The organism is Microcystis sp. M53603_WE2, from assembly GCF_030065435.1.
On the sequence record NZ_JASJFF010000473.1, the window covers coordinates 1 to 19,419 of the forward strand.

Consider the following 19,419-nt stretch of genomic DNA (forward strand, 5'->3'; position numbering starts at 1 on the left):
AAATTATCAATCAGATTCCGGTCGGTTCAACCCTTTGTGATCCGGCCAAGAAAGGCAAAAGAAAAGAGCATGGTCAGTATGATTATATCGATACATTTATGACCAAAAGAGAGCTAACGATAACCAATGCCTGCCCATCGGGTAGTTATTATATACAGCCGAAATTTAAAATGGCTATCCAAATGAACGATTTATTTCCAATTTTTACCCTCGCCAAAACCCCCCCTCTCGATCGCCCGATGACTTCCCTTCTTGAAACCCCGGAAGCCTATCTCTATAAAATTGAGTAGAAATAAGTAGGTGGGTGGAATTAAATATAAGATGAACGTAGGTTGGGTTGAAGCATGAAACCCAACGCCTGATTATGTTACGCTACCGCTAACCCATCCTACAAATAATTGTGCCTCCCTACTTACCATCGTGCTAAAATAGGGAACCTCGAAATAGACAACTTATCGCCTTCCCCCGGAACTTCATTACAGACCAAAATATATTCTTGAGTTACTTTAGCAAGAGCTTTAGACGTAGGCGTTTTTAGCGAAGGAAGTCTCAAATTAGTTATGGCCTTTTGCGGAGGACAAAACCTATTCCTCCTAAAATGATTAAACCGATAACGATAGAAGGTTCAGGAACTTTGCTAAAAGTTAGGCTACCTTGTCCCGCAATACCCAAGCGAGGAGTATAGGCAAAAGCCGCTTCACTGAGGTTAAACAATCCGCTAGTCAGGGCAAAATTAGCGATGGGAAAGAAAGCATTAGTAGAGGTGACACTATAATCGATGCCAATAAAAGTCTCATCGAAATAATTGACCACGGGAGGGGCATCGGCCGAAGCGAGATTAAAGGTATTGGAGAGTAGATTAAAACTAATATTGGTCAAGGGGATAGATTCAAAATCCACTCCTGTAATCGCCGCATTATCGAAACTAGCCGAACCGGAATAAGTTCCCGTCAGACTTCCATAAGTTATGACACCTTGAAAATTGTAGGTGATATTTGCCCCTTGCAAACTATTGACATTAACACCAAAATATGCTAGGGCTAAACCTGTGATTACAGCAACTTTATTCATGGTAATTACTCCTTAAAAAAAACTCAGGTGGGCATTGCTCATGCTCACCTTTGTAACCCCTAAATCAGGTTTTATGTCAAGCTATTTTGAAAGCCTTGCTAGAAACCAGTTTTAGGGACAAGTATAATTACTCGCTTGCATAAATGAGATGCTCCCGTTGCTCATAAGCTCGATTAGGATTTTGAGGGTCAGGGACAAGAATATTCTTCCACCAAGACGTATTTGGATAACCGGCATTTTTCAGATCATCTAAGCCAATATTGTCGGGATGATAGGCATTCGGCGCACCATCGGCATCAATACTCATTTTTGATTGATAGAAAAAAGCGGTTTGTCCTGAAATTTGCCAAACAGAATAACCGCCAATTTCAAAGAGTTTCGTTCTTAGTTCACAGCTTATGGAAGAAGCTTCAATTTCTAAAGTAATCTTTTCACTAGCAACAGAATGATTATCTTGATCAAATCCTCTCGCTTCAATTTGACGTTTGCCGTTGTCAGTAAAACGATAAGAGACTGACCAATTGCCATTAGAAACTGAGCTATTACCGAAGTGCCACTTACTTTAAACGGTCGGCCCATGGGCATTGTTAGAATACGGAACTAAAGATTCGACAGATTGAAACCACGATTTAAAGGATAAATACCCGGTGGCAACCAAAATCCTTCTGTGTAGCCATTCTCCCATTGTATATAAACATGATCGAAGAAATCGAGGTTTTCAGCATGAAGGTCTTTAATTTGCCATTTAGGCCCGTTTATGCCCTTTTCGTGTTTGCCCTGTTGATCATCCCAATCATTCTCTGGGTTGGGAAACTGAGTCCTTTTTGCTCCATCTTTGGTGATGTAATAAATGTGACCCGATTGATCCTGATTATTTCGAGGCCATCTTGCTCCAATTGCCCCACGAGGTGCTAGGTAATCTTCTTTCAAAAAGTAGAGAAATCCCAGACGACGCAGTTTTTTCTCAACGCCTGTAACTTGAACATTATCAATTAAACAGGGGTCTTGGAAAAGTGCTTTGACGGTGGCTAATCCTAACTTTTCAGCCAGATATTTCATCACACAGGAGACAGAATAAGCACAGGGTGCATGATGAATACCGTATTGATCTTTGTTTTGTTCAACTAATTCGTTTAGTTTCTTATGACCTTCCTCCGTTGCTTCCATAAAGGTTGTTTTGGACTGAAGAATGGGCAGGATTCCTTGTTCAAATAACCGGCATCCTTCGGCATCAGTTAACCTGTGATCTGTCGGCAGAGACTGGGTGTGTTGGAGGTTTTTGTAAGCATCTAAAACTAAACCCTCATAAATAGTTTTAGTATAATCTGAGGGAGCTGCCACATGAATCAGAATGCTGGTTTCTTCTTTATTTTGATTGGTTTGAGTGTGAGCGATAGCGGTAATTTTGCGATCACCAGGATTCGTGAATCCTGAATAAGTAATCGACCAAGAACCGTCTGCTTTAACCTGATTATTGCCTAGGGAATATTTGTCATCTGCTGTGAGTTCTACAGTGACTATTCCAGAATTTACTTTGCCTCTAAAAGTAACAGGTTTTAGACATTCAAAGTGAGCATGATTGGTAGGATTGATAATTTGTAGGGAAGTCATGGTATTTCTCCTATGGGATTGTTGAAAAATTTACTGTTAGACGAATTGATCGCCCAATGAAGGATTAAAAGCGATCGCTTCCAGATCGGTACGATAGATACCAACTTTATGAATTTCCTCTGGTAATCTTGGCCAGATGTGGACTTCACTCTCAAAAGTGCGCCAAAATTGCGGGGTAATTCGGAAGACTCGGTTATTAACAAGGGGAAGTCCTGTAAAATGTTCTTGCATTCTGGCATTAACGCGCCGATTTAAGACCTCAAAGACTTTTTTGACCGTAGCAGGATTATCATATCCGTCGTAATGCTTGAAAGTGATTCCTGTTTGATTTTTTAGCTGATTACAGAAGCTTTTAGGTTCTTCTGGTCGTTGAACTTCTTGATAGCCATTAGCAAAAACGTCATGAGCAATTGCCTCTAGGTAAAGTTGTTTCTGAGCAGCAGGATTTTTAGCGTAGAAAATAATTTTTGCTGCTGCCAAAGTTGAGCCAAAACAATTGCCAAATGTTCCCCAGCTACCAAAGGCCAATAAATCATCATAAGGCAGGACTGATTGAGCATTCCAAGCCCCATTAAAAAGTCGGCCATCAATGATGACTAATTTAGCGCGTTGCTCGGAAGAATAGTTCTTATATTTAGCCAGAAATCGCTCATCTAACTTCGCTTGTTCCTTGTCGTCTTTCTGATAACAATCAGTGCTACCACCTTGACGACGAGTTAAAATAGCTACCTCAAAATCCCAATCATTTTCGGTTTCAATGAGTCCGATAGCGGGCAATTTTTCTCGAATCACTTCCCAAGGCTGGCGGTTAGCATCATAATGAAGTTTGGTATCATTATTCGCTACTTGAATACGCACTTTCGTCTGAGGAAGAGTTTGAGCCATCGCCATTGCTACTAACTCATCAGCACCCCAAGTAATTGGCTTTTTCAGAGTAGATAAATGGTATTTTTCCAGAAGTTGATCAAGTCTTTCTTGGATTTTATTGCGAACTTTTATAGCGACTGAACTAGGGGAATCTCCCATAGCACAAACAAGAGCAGAGATAGACAAATGGCTTGCTTGTAAAAGGCGAATTGACTGTTCAATACGCCACAATTCTTTTTCATGTCTTGGTACTAGGTTGTCAGAGGTAGAGTTACCAACACCCACAAAAGATTGAATAAGAACTGCTTTATCAAATTTAGAAAGAGTAGCAAGATAGTCTTCAGGATATTGGACTAAACGCTCGGCAATAATAAACGCTGTATCCTTAACAGAAAGTAAGGCATTGAGTTGTCTGACAAGACTATCTACTTGTCTTCTCGGTCCCAAAATATAAGCTGGATAAATGCGTTCTGAACGTCCGTCTAATCCATTTAAAGGAAAAATCCCCAGTCCCGCTTTATCTTGTTCTGTTGGTCGATGATACACCTTAAATTGAGACTGCTTAATATCTTGTAATATCTTGGCCACAGGGTCATTACTTTTAATTTCGACATGGGGAATATAAGCGAACCATTTCCCTATCTCATTAACAGGGGTTGTTAATTCTAATTCCCAGTGATTATTGTCCGCAGATTTGTAATCATTAATCTCAAGTTCATCTTTAGCTATCAAGGAAAATTTTTGAGTAGGGTCAGTAATCTGACTGCTATCTAGGGTAGATTGTTTGATAACAGTATTGACTAGAGCTTTCAGTTTTTGAGTAGTCATCATTTTTGCTCCTTTTTGGCAATGTGAGAGGATTATCTAAGTTTTAAAACTGGCAAAATGTGAGGAAACAACTTTAATCAGGGACAGTAAATTGCACAAATCTGGCGGGTATTTCACACTGATTTCCAGAATCCCCACTATCGCCATCAATCAAAATATAGGCCGTTCCATCAACGATCGCTAATCCTTCCGATGACTGGGGTAATTCTCGAAGGATTTCAGGTTTAAGAATCGTATTGGGTTTGAGATCCTCAGCCGATAGTTTCCAAAAAACGAAATTATCTTGACCATCTTTCGGCCCGCCAGCAATTCCCCAAATCTGGTTATTATCAAAGGTAATTTCTCTGATTCCCCGTCCCCCTAAATCTAGAAGTGTTGCACCATCGAATTGATAGTTATCCAGATTAGCCATTGATAGTAAAACAGCATAATTCTTAGCGTCTAATGTGACAACGGGAGAACGTAAGCCAATCCAAATCTTGAATTTTTCGAGGGATAAAGGCTCAGGAATGGCTACTGCTCCTTCCGCATTAAAAGCATTGGCTTGTTCACACGCCACTTTATCTCCTAATGATTGATTAGCCTTGGTTTCCGCCTCATCAATAGCACGACTCACGGCACTGATAATCTTGTTAGAATTCACATCTAGACCTTGAAAGAGAACTTTAGAATCGATTTGAGGACTTTGGATCAGTTCACCAATAATTTTTAATTGATTTCCCGACAATTGAGCCTGTACAAACCGTTGTCTATTTGCTTTGATCTCACATTTATTGTTACGACTGTGAGAACCGAAGAGAAGAACTTTATTATCATCTAATTTTGCGATCGCTTCAATGTCACTTATTTTTTTCTCTAAGGCTAACTGACTTTGACGAGTTGAGTCTAATTGCTTAGAACTCACAGAATAGAGAAAGAGAGCGTCTTTTTGTTCATTATCTGCTACTAAAAGGCAATTTCCTTCTGATTCTGGACAGGTTACTTTTACGACAGCAGATGGTTCACAGACAGGATATTTTCCCAGTGTTGATACATTGTCAGCCTTAATATGAGCCATCGGGAAAAGCCAACCGAGAAGAAGAGCCAAACTAAGTGCTGATAATAGCTTGAAAAGGTGGGTAATTTTCATAGAAACAGTCCTTAAATTATGAAACACTCGATCGGGGGAAGCTTAATTCAGGAAAATAGTAATAACTCCCCCCATATTTATGTTGACAATTTTAGGTCAATGCGGTGTAAATTTCCTCCGATATTTCGGTATCTTTATAGTATTCAAAGTTAATTTCTTGGACTGTTTCTGTCATGGTGAATAGAACATCTTCAATCTCACGAATCAAGGTTTCTAAATTCGTTTTTTGGATTAATTCCTCAGCAATAACATGACCGAGAAGTGCCATCACTTTAATCGTCACAGGTAAGACATATTCATAGGTATCTTTGAATCCCGTCATTAATTCCTGATCAAATCGTTCTTCGTCCCAGTGGGAATATGCTGTTCCTGGACCATAATCGGTTTCAACAAACATATATTGTAGTTCGGGAATCTTCTTGATTGTTTCGGGTTTAAAAGCACCCGTATTTTGATAAAACAAATTCATCCATTGATCCCAACCAAATCCTAATGTATGTCCAATTTCGTGAATAATTGTGCCAGCAATACCATAATTAGTAAACGTTCCAAGATACTTAGTATTAAACTCAATCTTGCCATAGACGGTATTGCCTTGTTGATAAGGTTTATAGGCTCTAGCAATCACAGAACCAGGACTATAAAATGTTCCTAGTCGGATCACAATATTAGACTGAGGAATGACAAAACGATTCCAAAAGTTACAGGCTAATTTAGCGGTTGCTTTCAGCTTCCCATTGTCATCGTTTAAGATTTGGTAAGTAATCACCGTGCTTCGGTTAATATTTGGGCGAATGATATTGACATGAGGACTATAAGCAAACCAGATGACTGAACCATTGACAGGGGAAGATAAAAGCAATTTCCAATGATTATGATCCACCCTGTCATACTGTTGAATCTCAAGTTTCGATCCAGCTAATAAAGTAAATTTTTGTCTTGGATCGGTTATCTGTGTACTATCAATGGGGTATTTTTTAATGACAGTATTTACCAATGCTTCGATAGCTTGAGTCGTCATAAACTTTTCTTCTCCATTGCCAATAAAATCATTTGAGCGCACAATAGTATAAGGTTTATCGGGATAAAAATTGTGGTCTTTATCCATCTCTCCCCGCACATAAGGAGCAAGGGGTGCAACAGCTTCTATGTCACGATGAAAGGTCAGAGTTTCTAATTCAACCCATCCACAATTGCTATTTACTCCTTCAGGTTTAGAGATAGCTGTACCAAGAATTTCAGAGACGGGAAAAAAAGGTTTTTCTCCACCGATTATTCCTTTGATATAAGCTCCTTTAGGGATGCGTGCTACCATGTCTCCATGAAGGCTTAAATCATCGAGTTCTAGCCATCCAGGGATGCCTTGGTTGGGATTGAGTTCTTCAGGGATTGACATCATAATTAAGTCCTCAAATAAGTGATCATAATTATTAAAACTAGGAGGGGATTAGATTGATTTTGCCCTACCTAACAAAAAGTTTAAGTTTCCTTGACTTCTGCGTATTCTTCAAAGACAAAATGAACATCTCGATCGCCTTTGACTTTTATCCAGCCATTTCAGCCAATAGTGTTGCCATTCTTGGTAATCAAGTTAAGTCAATGCCGACAATATTTTATCTGTGATTGCTTAACTTGACGTGAATGGACAAGGAATTAAGCAATTGAACACCAGCGAACAATGGTATAACCAATAACACCAGGATCACCGTTGCTGTTTAAATCATTCCAAAATCTGGTGTATTCATTGGGAGGCATGGTTTGACATCCGGCACTGAAAGGATTCGTTTCTCCACCTTGATGAAATAACATCGTTGTTCCAGCAGAAGCACGAGGTTCATTAGGTTGAAATAGGCCATCGTGACTGGTATCTCGTTCCGCCATGGCTGATGCGGTAGGACACAATACTTTACCCAGGGTGGCACTTGTTCCTGTTTTATATTCGTAATATCCTTCGGGTAAACGTCCTAAATCCAGTCGTCCATCACCATTTGCATCAACCCCCATTCTGTTGCGATCAGCCAATGGATTATTACTATCTTCATACTGAGATGAGGGTTCCGTGTTAGAGGCGTATTTACAAGCGTGTTTCCCTGCGCCATCTTTCCAGATCATGTAAGTAATATCATCGTAACAACCATGCCAATCATTGACTTTTGTACTGGTTTCCTTCCGGAAAGAGATTAAATTGCGTTTACGCAATGTTCCGCCATTATGGGTGATAATCTCGGCACAATAATCGTATTGCTCACTTTCCGATAGATTAGAAGCGGGAGGGTTGATTCCCGAACCCATCAGGCGATCGGAGGTTAAACTTTCTAGAACCCAACCGGAACAAGGTGAACTAATACGAAGCCATCTCGCACCTTGACTATCCAAACCAGCATCTACGACAGTTAAAGCCGTATTATTGTCTAATTGACCCACTTTTTCATAGGTAGTTCCAGGTCCAGAGCGCACATTTAAGGGAGGATTGGCATCAGCAGCAAAGACTCGATGCAGCGAGGAAGTTAAAGAAGTAAAGACATAACCTTCCACGGGTTTATCAATGCGAAGCCAATTGTCATCCGTCCCTATCACGTTTAAGGGTGTGCCATTAGTCAGTTCCGTGACCACCGAAAAGTTTGTTCCTGCCCCTGAACGGACTTTTAAGGGCGGATTCGGGTCATTGACAAACACGCAATAGGAAGATTTTGTCAAGTCACGATGAACATAACCTTCAATCGGTTTACTAATTTTGAGCCAATTGCCCTCTTCACCTACAACCGTTAATCGTGTCCCGTTATCTAAACGCCCCACAGGATCATAATTACTTCCTGCACCTTTCCGCACATTTAAAGGCGGATTGGCATCACAGACAAAGACGAATTTTTCAGGCTGAGGTAGGGGTGGTTGACTTCCTAAATATTCCTTAACTCCCGCACAAATTTTCTCAACGATTTGCTGATAACCGCCATCTCTCAACCAACGAGCATCTTCATCATTGTCAATGAAGCAACTTTCAAACAAGATGGTGGGCATGGTACAAGCATGGGTACAATTCCAGACTCGACTATACCAGTCATGAGCAAAGGGCGTTCCAGCGTATTCATAACCCCGTCCTTGTAAAGGCAGTCCTCGGAAGTGTTTATCGATGATTTTGATAAATTTCTCAAATTCTGGACTCCGATTCACATAAAATAACCACCAACCTTTTGCCTGTCGGTTACAAGCATTATGATGCAGACACAAACAAACATTTGCACCACTGTCATTAGCTCGTTGTTGCAAGGTTGAAAGGGAAGCTAATTCATTTTCTTGACGACAGATAATCACTTGATAATTGCCTTCCGCTTCTAAACGGGCTTTAATTTCAACTGCTTCTTTCCAGTTGTAGTCTTTTTCCCGTAAATTTAGCGCATGGTTGACTGCCCCTGAATCTGTCCCTCCATGTCCTGGCATAATAGCAACTTTGAAAACCCGTGATGGGGGAGGTTGTTCTCCACCATATTCATCTAGTAAGCTTTGAGCTTCAGGGAAAACATTTTTGACCTTACTGACATAGTTTGGGTCGGTGGCATAGCCTTTTTCCCAAATATATTGTAAATAGCCTTCCGGATCATTATCGTATTCTTCCCATCCCTGATAGGGGGAATTCGGACGACCGATAAACCGCCAATATCCCATTGCGGCCTGTTCTGCGGTTTTCCAATGACACCAATAACAACCATTGGGTTCGCTAGGGGTAACTAACCAAATTTGATGGGTGATTTTTTCGGTGTAATTGTCGTCAATTTTATCTCGCCATTTGAGTCCACCGGGGTTTCCCGCTTCTTGAAAAAGTTTACTCGTACCTCGTGCAGATTCAACGATTGCTTGTGCTAATTGAACAACCCGTAATTTGCGATACCGAGTGGGAATTTGTTCGGTGGTAGCAACGGCACGCACATAATCAGTCCATGAGAAGATCATAATCATTTCCTCCTTTATTTAGGAAAGAATAAAAAGTTCGATTAAAACATTGACGCAGCGATCACATCCCTTTTCTCCATCACTGTGGAGACTTTTTCTGGTGGCAACTCCTCCAACATCTGGACGATATGTTTAATAAATAGATGTAAACTTTCTTCCTCTGAAAAATTCTGACTAGGAGACTCCCTTGAGATAATTTCCCACCAGATTGCAGCTGCTTTTTTAATTTCTCCGATGTCTAGATTTAAGTATTGAGATTTTTCAGAAAAATTTGCCTTAAATATTTCGGCTAAAGTTTTCATCTGTTGAGGATTATTTCTGTCCACTTTAGTTAAGGTGAAATCCGATTGGTTACTATAAAGTAGCTTGCTTTTATTGGCTGAATACTCTAAAAGATTATAGCAAGCTGCCACGAAACCACAGGCAATAACCACCTCCGCTGCTGTCACTCTTTTGTCTTCTTTTTGACTAGCAAAAGTCATCTTTAAGTTGGTTATCAGTTTTTTTGTCTCCTCTTGATTATCTATTTTCCAGATTAGCACTGACTTAGGGTCTAAAATCTTCTTGATTAGGGAGATTTCGTAACTCTTGACACTGCAAACATTGTACCATTTTAACCAAAGTGTTGTCGGTAGAGCCGTCGCTAATTTAGATAGACAAATTATATATTCTTGGTTATTTGTTTCATTGATTTCAAATCTTCCTATCAAATTCTTAGTATCTAGTTCCTCATTCTGATCTAAGACCAAAGCTAAGACCAGTGTATTAATTTTTGCGATCATTTTTTTGATTTGTTTGAGAGTTTCACCAGATTCTAAGGGAGCCTCCTCTTTCCACTCTTGCACTGGACAATCTAGTTCACTTAGGGCCAAATCTTGATCATTTCTATGATAAAGGTCAAAGATCAAATTACGAACTAGATCAATCTTTTGGGATTCTCCTTCAGGATTGTTGGACTCTTGCTCATATTTATATTGCAAAAACTGATAAGTAAGTTTGCGATTTCTTTGCAAAAAAGAGCCAAATACAGGAGATAATTCTTTGACTCGATCTGGAATTAGTTTGGCTAATTTGTTATGATCAAGAGACCGCCATGAGTTATGAGCGGGAAGCTCATCTCCTTTAATACCCACTTGAGAAGCTAACCAGCCAATCCAACGACACTTACGGGAGGTGAAAAGAAAATTTAGAGGTTTTATAATTGCCTGAAGGACTGTTCTTGTAAAACCTGTTAAATTCTTAACTAAATCCTCAAATTTATTGACTTGATTGAGTTTAGACGCATCTAATAAAGCACTCGATGGTTCAAGGTTATCTGCATCGGTGGCTATCACAAGATCGATCTTATTTGGTAGTTTAATTGGCTTAGATTTATCATAAGAAAATCCTGATGACTTAACAGAAGTTAACCTTAAGGATTCAACAGAAGTTAAGGCTAAATTATCGTACAAACCAGCATCCATCAAAGCAACTCTATCTTGATTGGGGGTGAGTTTTTGTAAGTGGTTTAAACTTTCTTTGTTATCGCCAAAATCATCGGGAAAAATAATTGGTTCAAAACCAAGAGGGAAACAAGAGGAAGCCGCAATCATGTCTCCTAAGCTAAGATTTTGACAATCTTGGCTGATTTGTTGATTTTTTGGATCAGATATATCAATAAATTTGTTGCCAATTACTATTCCTTTCCCTTCTCTACAGATTTCTTTATCTTCACTGATAATTGTCCGTAACATCGCAAATCTAAATAAAGAGGCATCAGTCATATTAGTGGAATTGATACTTAAACAGTCGGGGGAAGTATTAGCATCCTGTAATAATTGCCAAACTCGCTCATTTATTTCTTTTGTTCCTCTTGCTGGTGAGGGTTTAGAGATTCCGAATAGGGTTTCTAACAATTGTTCCTTATAACAATTGGCAGCATTTTTAATCATTTTTTGAGAACCTCCCAAATCTGACAAAATCGCATTGGCAACCTTGTCACTTTCTAGAAAAGACTTGAGGCGAGTATAGAATTCTTGATAAAAAGAATTACCATCAAGTAAATCTGGCTTTTCTGGTGTATAAACTTTGGCTTTAGCCATCAGAAAAAAAGCAGCGGCAATCGAGCCTCCAGAAGCAGATGAAATAGCTTGAACTTTCTCCAGTAAACCCAATTTTTCTAATAAAACCATTGTACCTAAAGAAAATCCTGCTGCTCTAAAGCCTCCCCCAGAAAAAGTCAAGGCAATGGTACGCCGGGGATGGGAATTTGTAGATAAAGTATCCATAATATTTAATCTCCTTGCTCAAAAATTTTTTAGGCAAACACAATCCAACCACTCTGAAAACTTCTGGGGAGCAATCCCCTTTTATTGCAAAGTTAAATAAGTAAGATCATCTTGCAAAAGTCCCGCAAGATTCAACCGAGACAAAGGACGTTTCAACTCTGTTCGGAAGTGAAATAGATGAGTTAGATAGCTGGCGTGACTAGGTAAAATTAGATGCGGTATTTATACTTACTACTTTAGATCGTCTATCAGAACTTGCTGCCCTAAAGACTGCAAATTAATATATTTCTTTAGGTTTCTGTATATAAGTTTACAGAATATTGTTCAGCTATTTACTAATAAAAAAAGTTGAGTTTGATGGCAAACCATCTTAACACCTAAGCCCGCCAACCTGAACTTTAGCTGATTCTCGATCGCAATTTTAGCCCACCCTAGCACTGCGCTCTTTTGCCACGAGGATTTTTACCGAGAAAAATGATCTGTCTGCCTGAGAACAGGCTATAGTGATCATCAAACCCTCAGTGAAAAACTTCCCGTGTCTTCAGTATTCCGCCTTCCTCCCTATTTTTCCCCCGCTCTGCAGCGTCGAGTCATTAAAACTCTCGCCGCCAAAAAAACCCGTCAATTCTTGACATGGGCGGCAGCTTGTGCTAGTTTTTTGATCCTCTGGGCGTGGAATTGGCAGTTAGTTTTGGCCACTTTAACCGGGGTGGGGGCGATGATCGGAGTTTACCATCTCCAGGGTCAAAACTGGCCATCGCTGTGGCTGTGGGGGCGTGCTTTTTTCAGTGCCGATAGCGGTAAGTTAACTTTAGCGGTAGTCTGTGGCGGTTTGGGCAGTTTAGCCACCTATCTCGCTGTCGCCATTTGGACCTATGCCGAAAATCGCTGGTTGGCCCTGGCCTCAATTTTGCAAGGATTTGGCACGGTTTTGACTTTAATCCTGCTAGGATGGCATTTTCTCGACCATCGCGGTCAAAATGAGTCAAAAAACTTCGATCGCTGGTTAGAAAAATTAACAGTCAATGATCCCTTAATGCGCTTAATGGCAGTCCGACGTTTAAGTGAAATGCAACTTTCCCCCAGTCGTCGAGAACAATGCCAAGAATACTTCCGTTATCTTCTCTCGCGAGAAACCGATGCACAAGTGCGATCGGCTTTATTGGATAATTGTTCCGGGAAAGAGGCAATCAAACCGCAACCTTTACAAATACCCCTACAGGTGAAAAAATCCCTCCTAAAATACGATTAATACTAAATCCTGTTTAAAAAGTATAGGGAAGTGGGGAAGTGGGGAAATTGAACTAAAACCCCAAAACCCCAAAACCTAAAACCTGTCTCCTAACGACCGGCTCCCGACTCGGAGAATACTGACGACCGACGACCTGCGCCTGAATCCTAGGCCACCATTTAAGATAACTGCTATAGTTAAAGCTAAAGGCTCACTGTAGAGGCTGAAGACGATATTTTTTTCACACCAAAGTTAACTCGCGCTCCTCGATATTTTGGAACATCAGCGTACTCAGATAACGTTCCCCAAAACTAGGCTGAATCACCACAATTAATTTACCCTCATTTTCCGGTCGTTGGGCCAGTTGAATCGCGGCGCAAAGATTGGCACCGGAAGAAATCCCCGAAAGCAACCCTTCCTCTTTTGCCAGACGACGACCAAATTGAAAAGCTTCCTCATCACTGACAGTAATTACCTCATCAATCAGATCTGTGCGTAAAACTTCCGGAATAAAACCTGCACCGATACCTTGAATTTTATGGGGACCGGGATTACCACCAGAAATCACTGGACTATTGAAAGGTTCCACCGCGACTACTTGAAAACTAGGTTTACGGGATTTAATTACTTCAGCGACTCCCGTAATCGTGCCTCCAGTACCCACACCCGCAACAATAAAATCTACCTGTCCCTCCGTATCTTGCCAAATTTCCTCAGCAGTGGTGAGACGGTGAATTTCTGGGTTAGAAGGGTTGCGAAATTGTTGCAACATATAAGCACCGGGGATACTATCGACAATTTGTTGAGCGCGTAAAATTGCCCCTTTCATACCTTGGGAACCGGGGGTAAGTTCTAGGGTAGCACCGTAGGCTTTTAACATCGCCCGGCGCTCTAAACTCATCGTTTCCGGCATAGTTAAAATCAAGCGATAACCCTTAGCTGCCGCAGTCATCGCGAGGGCAATTCCCGTATTGCCAGAGGTGGGTTCCACTAAAACCGTGGTTTCTGGATTGATTAAACCCGCTTTTTCGGCGCTATTAATCATGTGAGTGCCAATGCGGTCTTTGACGGAAGCAGCGGGATTCATCCCTTCTAATTTCATCACAATTCGGCCAAGACAGCCCTCCGCTTGGGGAATCCGATTCAATTGTACTAAAGGTGTGCGGCCAACCAATTCGGTGACATCGTGAGCGATACGCATGATATTTTCTCAGTCTGGGTGATTCGTGTGCTTAGTTATAGCGGTGAGCTCTCAGCTTTAGCGTTTGAGAATTTCCTCACTAGCCAAGGAGGCGCTATATAGCTCACTTATAGCAAAGGCCAGCCCTAGATCGGCAAAATTTCCATTTTCCTTTGTTTCTTCAGTCGGTCCGAGTTGATTCCCAGAGACAGGCAAAACTACCATGACCGATAAGATTGCTTTTTTCCAAAAGCTTATACTTGTACTAAAATAATTATGGATAGTTTACTAAAGTCAGAATTACGGTCATGACCATTAAATCTAATCTAGCCCTATTGAAAGAACAACACATAGAAATTAAGGGCGGATATTCTAGAGTAGTTATGATAATGTATAAAGATCAATATAAAGAAAAGGAATCCAAAGATAAAACCATCGCTCAGAAATTTAATACCTATCATTTTGTAAAGTATAAAGAGCAAGTGGTTGACTTATTAACCCGTGGGGGTACCGTTAGCGTCGAGACAAGGACAATTATCGAGGAGATGAAAAAATTATCATAAAATATCCCGTGAGATGCGTTACTTAGCTGCGTTGGCGTTAGTAATACACCCTAATTCTGATAAATTCAAACTATTTAAAATACGGGTTTTTATTGGTCTTTTTTCATCCCAGAATATCAGAGATGAATAAAATTCCATCGCTAGGGAAGAATTGAGAAGCTGTAGTGTTTTCTGAGCAGTATCTAAATCATCAAAGCTTAAGAAGTAAACAGTATCATCGAAAATAACTGGTTGATTTTGATAGGGTGATATAAGTTGAAAATTCAGTTTCTTATAAAGTCCAGAAATGGCAATTTTAAAAGGAGAGAAGGTGTAAGAACCAACGCCGAATATAGAAAAATCTGGTTGATTTTGATAGATTTTGCTTTTTCTATTCCCAAAGTAATCTACATGATTAACTAGATACTGCCAAGTTTTTGGCGCTATATCTCGCATATTTTCTGTAGATTCACCAATAAACTTCTGAGTTACTAAAACGTATTTATTGATAATTTCTAGGCGATTTTGTGCCACATCTGAACCTTTAAGGAGAGGATAAAGATAGGTGGTTTCAATATCAACGATTTCCTTTAAACCATTGACAAAAATTCCATTAACTAACTGCAATTCCATGACTTTTGAGCAATCATGTTTAATACCTGAACGCCATTTTTCTACTAGAGGATGCCGATGATATAACTTCTCTAGTCTGATAAAAGTATTTAAATCTCTGACTAGAATATCATTTTGATAACCAATACGCTGAAACTCCCTTTCCTCAAAACTCTTGAAAACATCACAAAAGTAATTTTCTGATTGAGAATCAAATTGACAAAATAGGAGACAAGCATCTACATTAGCTTGAAAATATTTTTGAGTGTTTATCGGATAAATTGCCGAATAGGTGAGATTAATTTTCTGAGTATAAATATAGTTCAAAATTTTTCTAGAAACGGCTGTTTTGCAGATAATTGCCAGATAAGCTGAACGATGATTAAGACATTCAATCAATTTAATTAACATCCATTCTGAAATATCAAAGTTACTTTTTCCTGTGATAGCATCTAAACCATGATAACCTTGAAAGTTACTTTTTTGCGGTAAATTGCTACCATTAATCAATCCCTGTTTTGAGTTTGTTATCCAAGGTAGATTCCCCAAGAATAAAATATTCTCTTTCCATGCTTGAGTTAGAGCATTCCAATCACAGTCAAAAAAATTATTTTGATGAACTTGTATTCTTGTATCTTGGCATAATTGCTCATCTTGGGCTATCTGTGCAACATAATTAGGATTAATTTCAAAGCCAAGAATTTTTTCAGTTTGTTTGAAGGTAACTGCTGCCGATTTTAAAAAGTTTCCTGTACCACAAGTTGGCTCAATAATTACCTTGGGATTAACATTTATTTGTGATAACTTTTGGCAAATCTTTTCGGCTAACTCTAAAGGAGTTTGAAAGTCGCCGTATTCAACTTTAACTGGAGAAACTGACATTACTAATTCTCTCTATAAATAGCGATTAATCCTTCTTCTTGACCAGCAAGATCAATTACTCTAGTATATTGTAGTCTCCACTGTAAGGCGTTGGAAATGGTTAAAAATCCTTGTACTGGAGGATTAGCAAGAATTTCATCGGCTATATTGGATGCTTCCATTTCATCAACGGGTAAGTTTTTATCTAACATAAAGGCCATTAAATCATCTTTGTTACCCTGATTGTTTAAGATGTTGCGAATACCACGAGTCATCTGGAAATCAGCTGTTCTTTCAGCCGATACAAAAATTGTCGTGATCATTCTTAAATTGGCAGTGCGATTGAGACTATTATCTAACTTTTCATAAACAAAAATAATTAAGGAATATCCTAAGCCAAAAATCTTTTGTCTTGCGGATTTAAAAGGACAAGATGATTGTGGTTGTTTAGTACTGGTTACTTTTATATCAACCAGCAACTCAGGAAAATCGATACCACTGGCTGCATTACCCTCAACAAAATCATATTTTTCTTTTAGATATAGTTTAAACTTTTGTTCTAAGTAGGTTCCGATCGCTTTACCATCTGTAACACCGTAGAGCGAAGCTTCTTGATGTTGAGACTCTAAAGCTGAAAATATAGCCGCCTCATTACCTAAAGATTCTTGGGTTAATCTTGACATATATAGCTAAATTAATTAATCTCCTCGTTTTTTCTATCTGACAAAATTAGCAAGCTTTCTTAATTATAAGTCAACTGCCATCTATGTAATAGATCGCTGTGAAGCTTGAGACAAAATATTATCGCTCATAGTTTTTTCTTAATATGAGATACAGAAAAGTAGTCCTGTGACTTGGGATTAGCTTTGCTCAAGACTTTTAAATTAACTAAAATTATCGCGCACAACCCTTGTCTAAAACCTATCCCTTATAGAGATCTTTCTTAACAATTTGGTCAGTAAGGACTCTAACCCTTATCCTGACTTGATTTCAGTTTTTTCTTTGTCATTAAGGGTGTCAACAAGGAATATTACAGATTGTTAACCGAGTCTTGAAAGCCCTGTGCTACAAAGGTTTGAAATGTTAAGAAAGATGTGACTAATGGACAGGTCTAAAACCTCGCTCCTGGTTGGCGAAAAGTTTTTGGAGCGGAGTATAAATCCCCGTTACAAAAACGGACTCCTGCCCTCCGCTTCCTGCCTTCGTTAATTATTAACATAGACCGGGCGATGGTGGGGGAAAGAGGGTGAGCGCCCAGGGACAAATCCGAAACCTAGCTGCTAACAACCGAAAAAGTTGGGTTAGTATGAGGGGAGATACCCTCTGAGGAGTTGCACTAATTATATGGACATCAAATTAATCCTGTTGGCATTAACGGCCGTATTCACCGTCTCTTGTCTCTTTTTCGGCACCCGCAACGGTTTTTACGATAGCGATAACTACGATGGCAATGGTTCGGCTCACTAACCAGTCATCATAATCAGGGTTGCCATGGTTCAACGCTCTACTGCCCTCTGGGGGTCGAAATCCCTTTTATCCTGTTTACCTTTTGGTGTCGGTCACACATCGGAAGGGGTTTGTCTCCTACTGAAAATCGGTCCCCATCGCATACTTTTAGATTGCGGTTTGGCCGATATGCAACCCCTCACCGAAAACAAAAAACCACCCGTGGATCTGGTGTTCTGTAGTCATGCCCACAGCGATCACATCCGTGGGTTAATGGCTCTCCATCAGACCTATCCCCAATTGCCAGTTTATGCCAGTGAGGTGACAGTACAACTGCTGCCCCTACAATGGCCCGATTCTGCTGAGGAAATCGGCAGTTTCTGTCAGGGTTGGCCATGGCGATCGCCGATCGCTCTCTTTGATGATCTCACCGTCGAGATTTTTCCAGCTGGCCACCTCCCTGGGGCTGCCGTGGTCCTCTTCACCTACAAAACCCCCAAACGCACCTATAAAGTCCTCTATACCGGCGATTTTTCCCTGTCTAATTTTCAACTGGTGGAAGGATTATCGATCGATCTGCTGCGGGGAATATCCCCCGATGTGCTGATTATTGAAGGCAGTTACGGCACAGAGCGCCATCCCCACCGACGACAGCAGGAAAAACAGTTGATGAATCGCATCTATCATGCGATCGCCGAGGGACAAAATGTCCTACTACCCGTCCCCGCCTTGGGATTGGGTCAAGAAATTTTAAAGTTACTGCGATCGCACCACCAATTCACGGGCCGCGACATTGATATCTGGGTTGGGGGCAAGATCGCTAAAGCCTGCGATGCCTACCTAGAAATCTTACCACAATTTCCCGCATCTGTGCAAAATTTTGCCAAACATCAGCCCTTATTTTGGGATGAGCGCATCTGTCCCCGGTTGCGAAGGTTGCCAGAAAAACCGACACCTCTAGGGGGAACCACTCCGATAATTTTACTAATCGATCGCCTAGAGGAGGTGAGTAAATATCTGCAAGGGGATAAACCTTGGTTAATGTTAGCTCCCCAACACCTGCACGATATCAACCTGGAGAATCCCCGATTAAAAGCGGCACAGCGTTCGCAATTAATTAGCCAAGAAACCTATCTACTGGCCGAACATAGCGATAGTCGCAACACCACCCAACTGATCCATAACCTGCGACCGCAGCATATCATGTTCGTCCATGGCTCGCCCCTATATCTAGCGGATTTGACCAGTTTAGAAGAATTACAAAGCCGTTATCAACTCCATTCTCCGGCCGTGGGAACTCTGGTGGAATTGCCTATTGGCGATCGCTTTATGCAACCGACACCCCCGGCCCCCAGCCACTATGAGGGAGAATTAAATGAATCGGATTCGATCGTCACTATCACCTTACCAGAGCCGATCACCCGGGATCCCCGGTGGAGTAATTTCGCCGATACGGGACTGGTGGAAGCGCGCTGGCAAGGGGAAGAATTATTATTGCGGGGAGTCTCCCAACGGGAGTTATTAAGCGAGAGTCCCAATCGCATCACCAAAGCTTTAGAGGAGATGGATTGCTGTCGTGTCTGTGTCCACTACAAAAGTCAGCGCTGTTGGAATCCCGCTTCTCCCCTCTACGGTTTTAAAGTGGTTGCTGAAGGCTATTGTCCCGTTTTTGAGGCCAATATATAATTAGGGAGGCACAATTATTTGTAGTGGATTGTTTCAGCTAATTTGGTGTATTAGAAAAATGCTATAAATTCTATAATCTAAGACTTTAAGCCGAAATCTATTGCCCTATTTTAGCTGAAACAGTCCAGTAGGATGGGTTA

16 protein-coding genes and 1 pseudogene are annotated in these 19,419 nt (G+C 40.5%); 5 read left to right on the forward strand and 12 right to left on the reverse strand.

What is annotated here, in order from left to right; genetic code table 11:
• Positions 1-290 (forward strand): annotated as a pseudogene (locus tag PX481_RS09770) (hypothetical protein); the annotation flags it as partial.
• A gap of 268 nt (positions 291-558) precedes the next feature.
• Here PX481_RS09770 and PX481_RS09775 read toward each other — a convergent pair.
• From PX481_RS09775 to PX481_RS09810, 8 genes are all read right to left on the reverse strand, one after another.
• Positions 559-1,071 (reverse strand): PEP-CTERM sorting domain-containing protein, encoded by a 513-nt coding sequence (locus PX481_RS09775; protein ID WP_288094503.1) that lies wholly within the window; start codon positions 1,069-1,071, stop codon positions 559-561.
• Positions 1,072-1,198: 127 nt separating this feature from the next.
• The gene (locus tag PX481_RS09780) at positions 1,199-1,378 is read right to left on the reverse strand and encodes a hypothetical protein (protein ID WP_002756784.1); all 180 of its coding nucleotides are present in this window, start codon (positions 1,376-1,378) and stop codon (positions 1,199-1,201) included.
• 293 nt (positions 1,379-1,671) lie between these two features.
• Complete coding sequence (locus tag PX481_RS09785) at positions 1,672-2,682, reverse strand: hypothetical protein (RefSeq protein ID WP_288094504.1); 1,011 nt, start codon at positions 2,680-2,682, stop codon at positions 1,672-1,674.
• A 36-nt stretch (positions 2,683-2,718) separates the two neighbouring features.
• The gene (locus PX481_RS09790) at positions 2,719-4,380 is read right to left on the reverse strand and encodes a DUF4127 family protein (RefSeq protein WP_288094505.1); all 1,662 of its coding nucleotides are present in this window, start codon (positions 4,378-4,380) and stop codon (positions 2,719-2,721) included.
• Positions 4,381-4,450: 70 nt separating this feature from the next.
• Positions 4,451-5,506, reverse strand: a complete 1,056-nt coding sequence (locus PX481_RS09795; RefSeq protein ID WP_002756790.1) for a DUF3616 domain-containing protein — start codon at positions 5,504-5,506, stop codon at positions 4,451-4,453.
• 91 nt (positions 5,507-5,597) lie between these two features.
• A complete protein-coding gene (locus tag PX481_RS09800; protein WP_002753630.1) occupies positions 5,598-6,905 on the reverse strand; it encodes a leishmanolysin-related zinc metalloendopeptidase in 1,308 nt (435 codons plus the stop codon).
• A gap of 254 nt (positions 6,906-7,159) precedes the next feature.
• Entirely contained in the window at positions 7,160-9,454 is a 2,295-nt protein-coding gene (locus PX481_RS09805) for an SH3 domain-containing protein (protein WP_002756791.1), read from the reverse strand.
• 41 nt (positions 9,455-9,495) lie between these two features.
• A complete protein-coding gene (locus PX481_RS09810; RefSeq protein WP_002756793.1) occupies positions 9,496-11,721 on the reverse strand; it encodes a patatin-like phospholipase family protein in 2,226 nt (741 codons plus the stop codon).
• 535 nt (positions 11,722-12,256) lie between these two features.
• Here PX481_RS09810 and PX481_RS09815 point away from each other — a divergent pair.
• Positions 12,257-12,973, forward strand: a complete 717-nt coding sequence (locus PX481_RS09815; protein ID WP_288027708.1) for a hypothetical protein — start codon at positions 12,257-12,259, stop codon at positions 12,971-12,973.
• 220 nt (positions 12,974-13,193) lie between these two features.
• On the opposite strand, the gene cysK is transcribed toward PX481_RS09815, so the two are convergent.
• Together cysK and PX481_RS09825 are read right to left on the reverse strand one after the other, a co-directional pair.
• Positions 13,194-14,153 carry a cysteine synthase A gene (cysK, locus tag PX481_RS09820; protein ID WP_002741039.1) on the reverse strand — a complete coding sequence of 320 codons (960 nt, stop codon included), beginning with the start codon at positions 14,151-14,153 and terminating at the stop codon, positions 13,194-13,196.
• 57 nt (positions 14,154-14,210) lie between these two features.
• Positions 14,211-14,357, reverse strand: a complete 147-nt coding sequence (locus PX481_RS09825) for a hypothetical protein (protein WP_002756797.1) — start codon at positions 14,355-14,357, stop codon at positions 14,211-14,213.
• Positions 14,358-14,521: 164 nt separating this feature from the next.
• Here PX481_RS09825 and PX481_RS09830 point away from each other — a divergent pair, with 164 nt between their 5' ends.
• Positions 14,522-14,695, forward strand: coding sequence for a hypothetical protein (locus PX481_RS09830; protein ID WP_373276125.1), 174 nt, complete (start codon positions 14,522-14,524; stop codon positions 14,693-14,695).
• Between the two features lie 18 nt (positions 14,696-14,713).
• Here PX481_RS09830 and PX481_RS09835 read toward each other — a convergent pair whose 3' ends face one another.
• Complete coding sequence (locus PX481_RS09835) at positions 14,714-16,168, reverse strand: hypothetical protein (protein ID WP_002756800.1); 1,455 nt, start codon at positions 16,166-16,168, stop codon at positions 14,714-14,716.
• Positions 16,169-16,170: 2 nt separating this feature from the next.
• Positions 16,171-16,830 (reverse strand): type II restriction-modification system restriction endonuclease, encoded by a 660-nt coding sequence (locus PX481_RS09840; RefSeq protein ID WP_288094506.1) that lies wholly within the window; start codon positions 16,828-16,830, stop codon positions 16,171-16,173.
• A 661-nt stretch (positions 16,831-17,491) separates the two neighbouring features.
• On the opposite strand from PX481_RS09840, the gene PX481_RS09845 reads away from it, so the two are divergent.
• Together PX481_RS09845 and PX481_RS09850 are read left to right on the forward strand one after the other, a co-directional pair.
• Positions 17,492-17,614, forward strand: a complete 123-nt coding sequence (locus tag PX481_RS09845) for a DUF8629 family protein (RefSeq protein WP_002737208.1) — start codon at positions 17,492-17,494, stop codon at positions 17,612-17,614.
• Between the two features lie 24 nt (positions 17,615-17,638).
• Positions 17,639-19,279 (forward strand): MBL fold metallo-hydrolase, encoded by a 1,641-nt coding sequence (locus tag PX481_RS09850; RefSeq protein ID WP_002762297.1) that lies wholly within the window; start codon positions 17,639-17,641, stop codon positions 19,277-19,279.
• The last annotated feature ends 140 nt before the right edge of the window (positions 19,280-19,419 follow it).

Bases quoted from the DNA above. Each gene is read 5' to 3' on its own strand.
- PX481_RS09850 (WP_002762297.1), top strand. From the start codon at position 17,639: ATGGTTCAACGCTCTACTGCCCTCTGGGGGTCGAAATCCCTTTTATCC.
- cysK (WP_002741039.1), bottom strand. From the start codon at position 14,153: ATGCGTATCGCTCACGATGTCACCGAATTGGTTGGCCGCACACCTTTA.
- PX481_RS09785 (WP_288094504.1), bottom strand. From the start codon at position 2,682: ATGACTTCCCTACAAATTATCAATCCTACCAATCATGCTCACTTTGAA.
- PX481_RS09775 (WP_288094503.1), bottom strand. From the start codon at position 1,071: ATGAATAAAGTTGCTGTAATCACAGGTTTAGCCCTAGCATATTTTGGT.
- PX481_RS09845 (WP_002737208.1), top strand. From the start codon at position 17,492: ATGGACATCAAATTAATCCTGTTGGCATTAACGGCCGTATTCACCGTC.
- PX481_RS09810 (WP_002756793.1), bottom strand. From the start codon at position 11,721: ATGGATACTTTATCTACAAATTCCCATCCCCGGCGTACCATTGCCTTG.
- PX481_RS09840 (WP_288094506.1), bottom strand. From the start codon at position 16,830: ATGTCAAGATTAACCCAAGAATCTTTAGGTAATGAGGCGGCTATATTT.
- PX481_RS09835 (WP_002756800.1), bottom strand. From the start codon at position 16,168: ATGTCAGTTTCTCCAGTTAAAGTTGAATACGGCGACTTTCAAACTCCT.
- PX481_RS09825 (WP_002756797.1), bottom strand. From the start codon at position 14,357: ATGGTAGTTTTGCCTGTCTCTGGGAATCAACTCGGACCGACTGAAGAA.
- PX481_RS09830 (WP_373276125.1), top strand. From the start codon at position 14,522: ATGTATAAAGATCAATATAAAGAAAAGGAATCCAAAGATAAAACCATC.
- PX481_RS09780 (WP_002756784.1), bottom strand. From the start codon at position 1,378: ATGAGTATTGATGCCGATGGTGCGCCGAATGCCTATCATCCCGACAAT.
- PX481_RS09800 (WP_002753630.1), bottom strand. From the start codon at position 6,905: ATGATGTCAATCCCTGAAGAACTCAATCCCAACCAAGGCATCCCTGGA.
- PX481_RS09795 (WP_002756790.1), bottom strand. From the start codon at position 5,506: ATGAAAATTACCCACCTTTTCAAGCTATTATCAGCACTTAGTTTGGCT.
- PX481_RS09790 (WP_288094505.1), bottom strand. From the start codon at position 4,380: ATGATGACTACTCAAAAACTGAAAGCTCTAGTCAATACTGTTATCAAA.
- PX481_RS09805 (WP_002756791.1), bottom strand. From the start codon at position 9,454: ATGATCTTCTCATGGACTGATTATGTGCGTGCCGTTGCTACCACCGAA.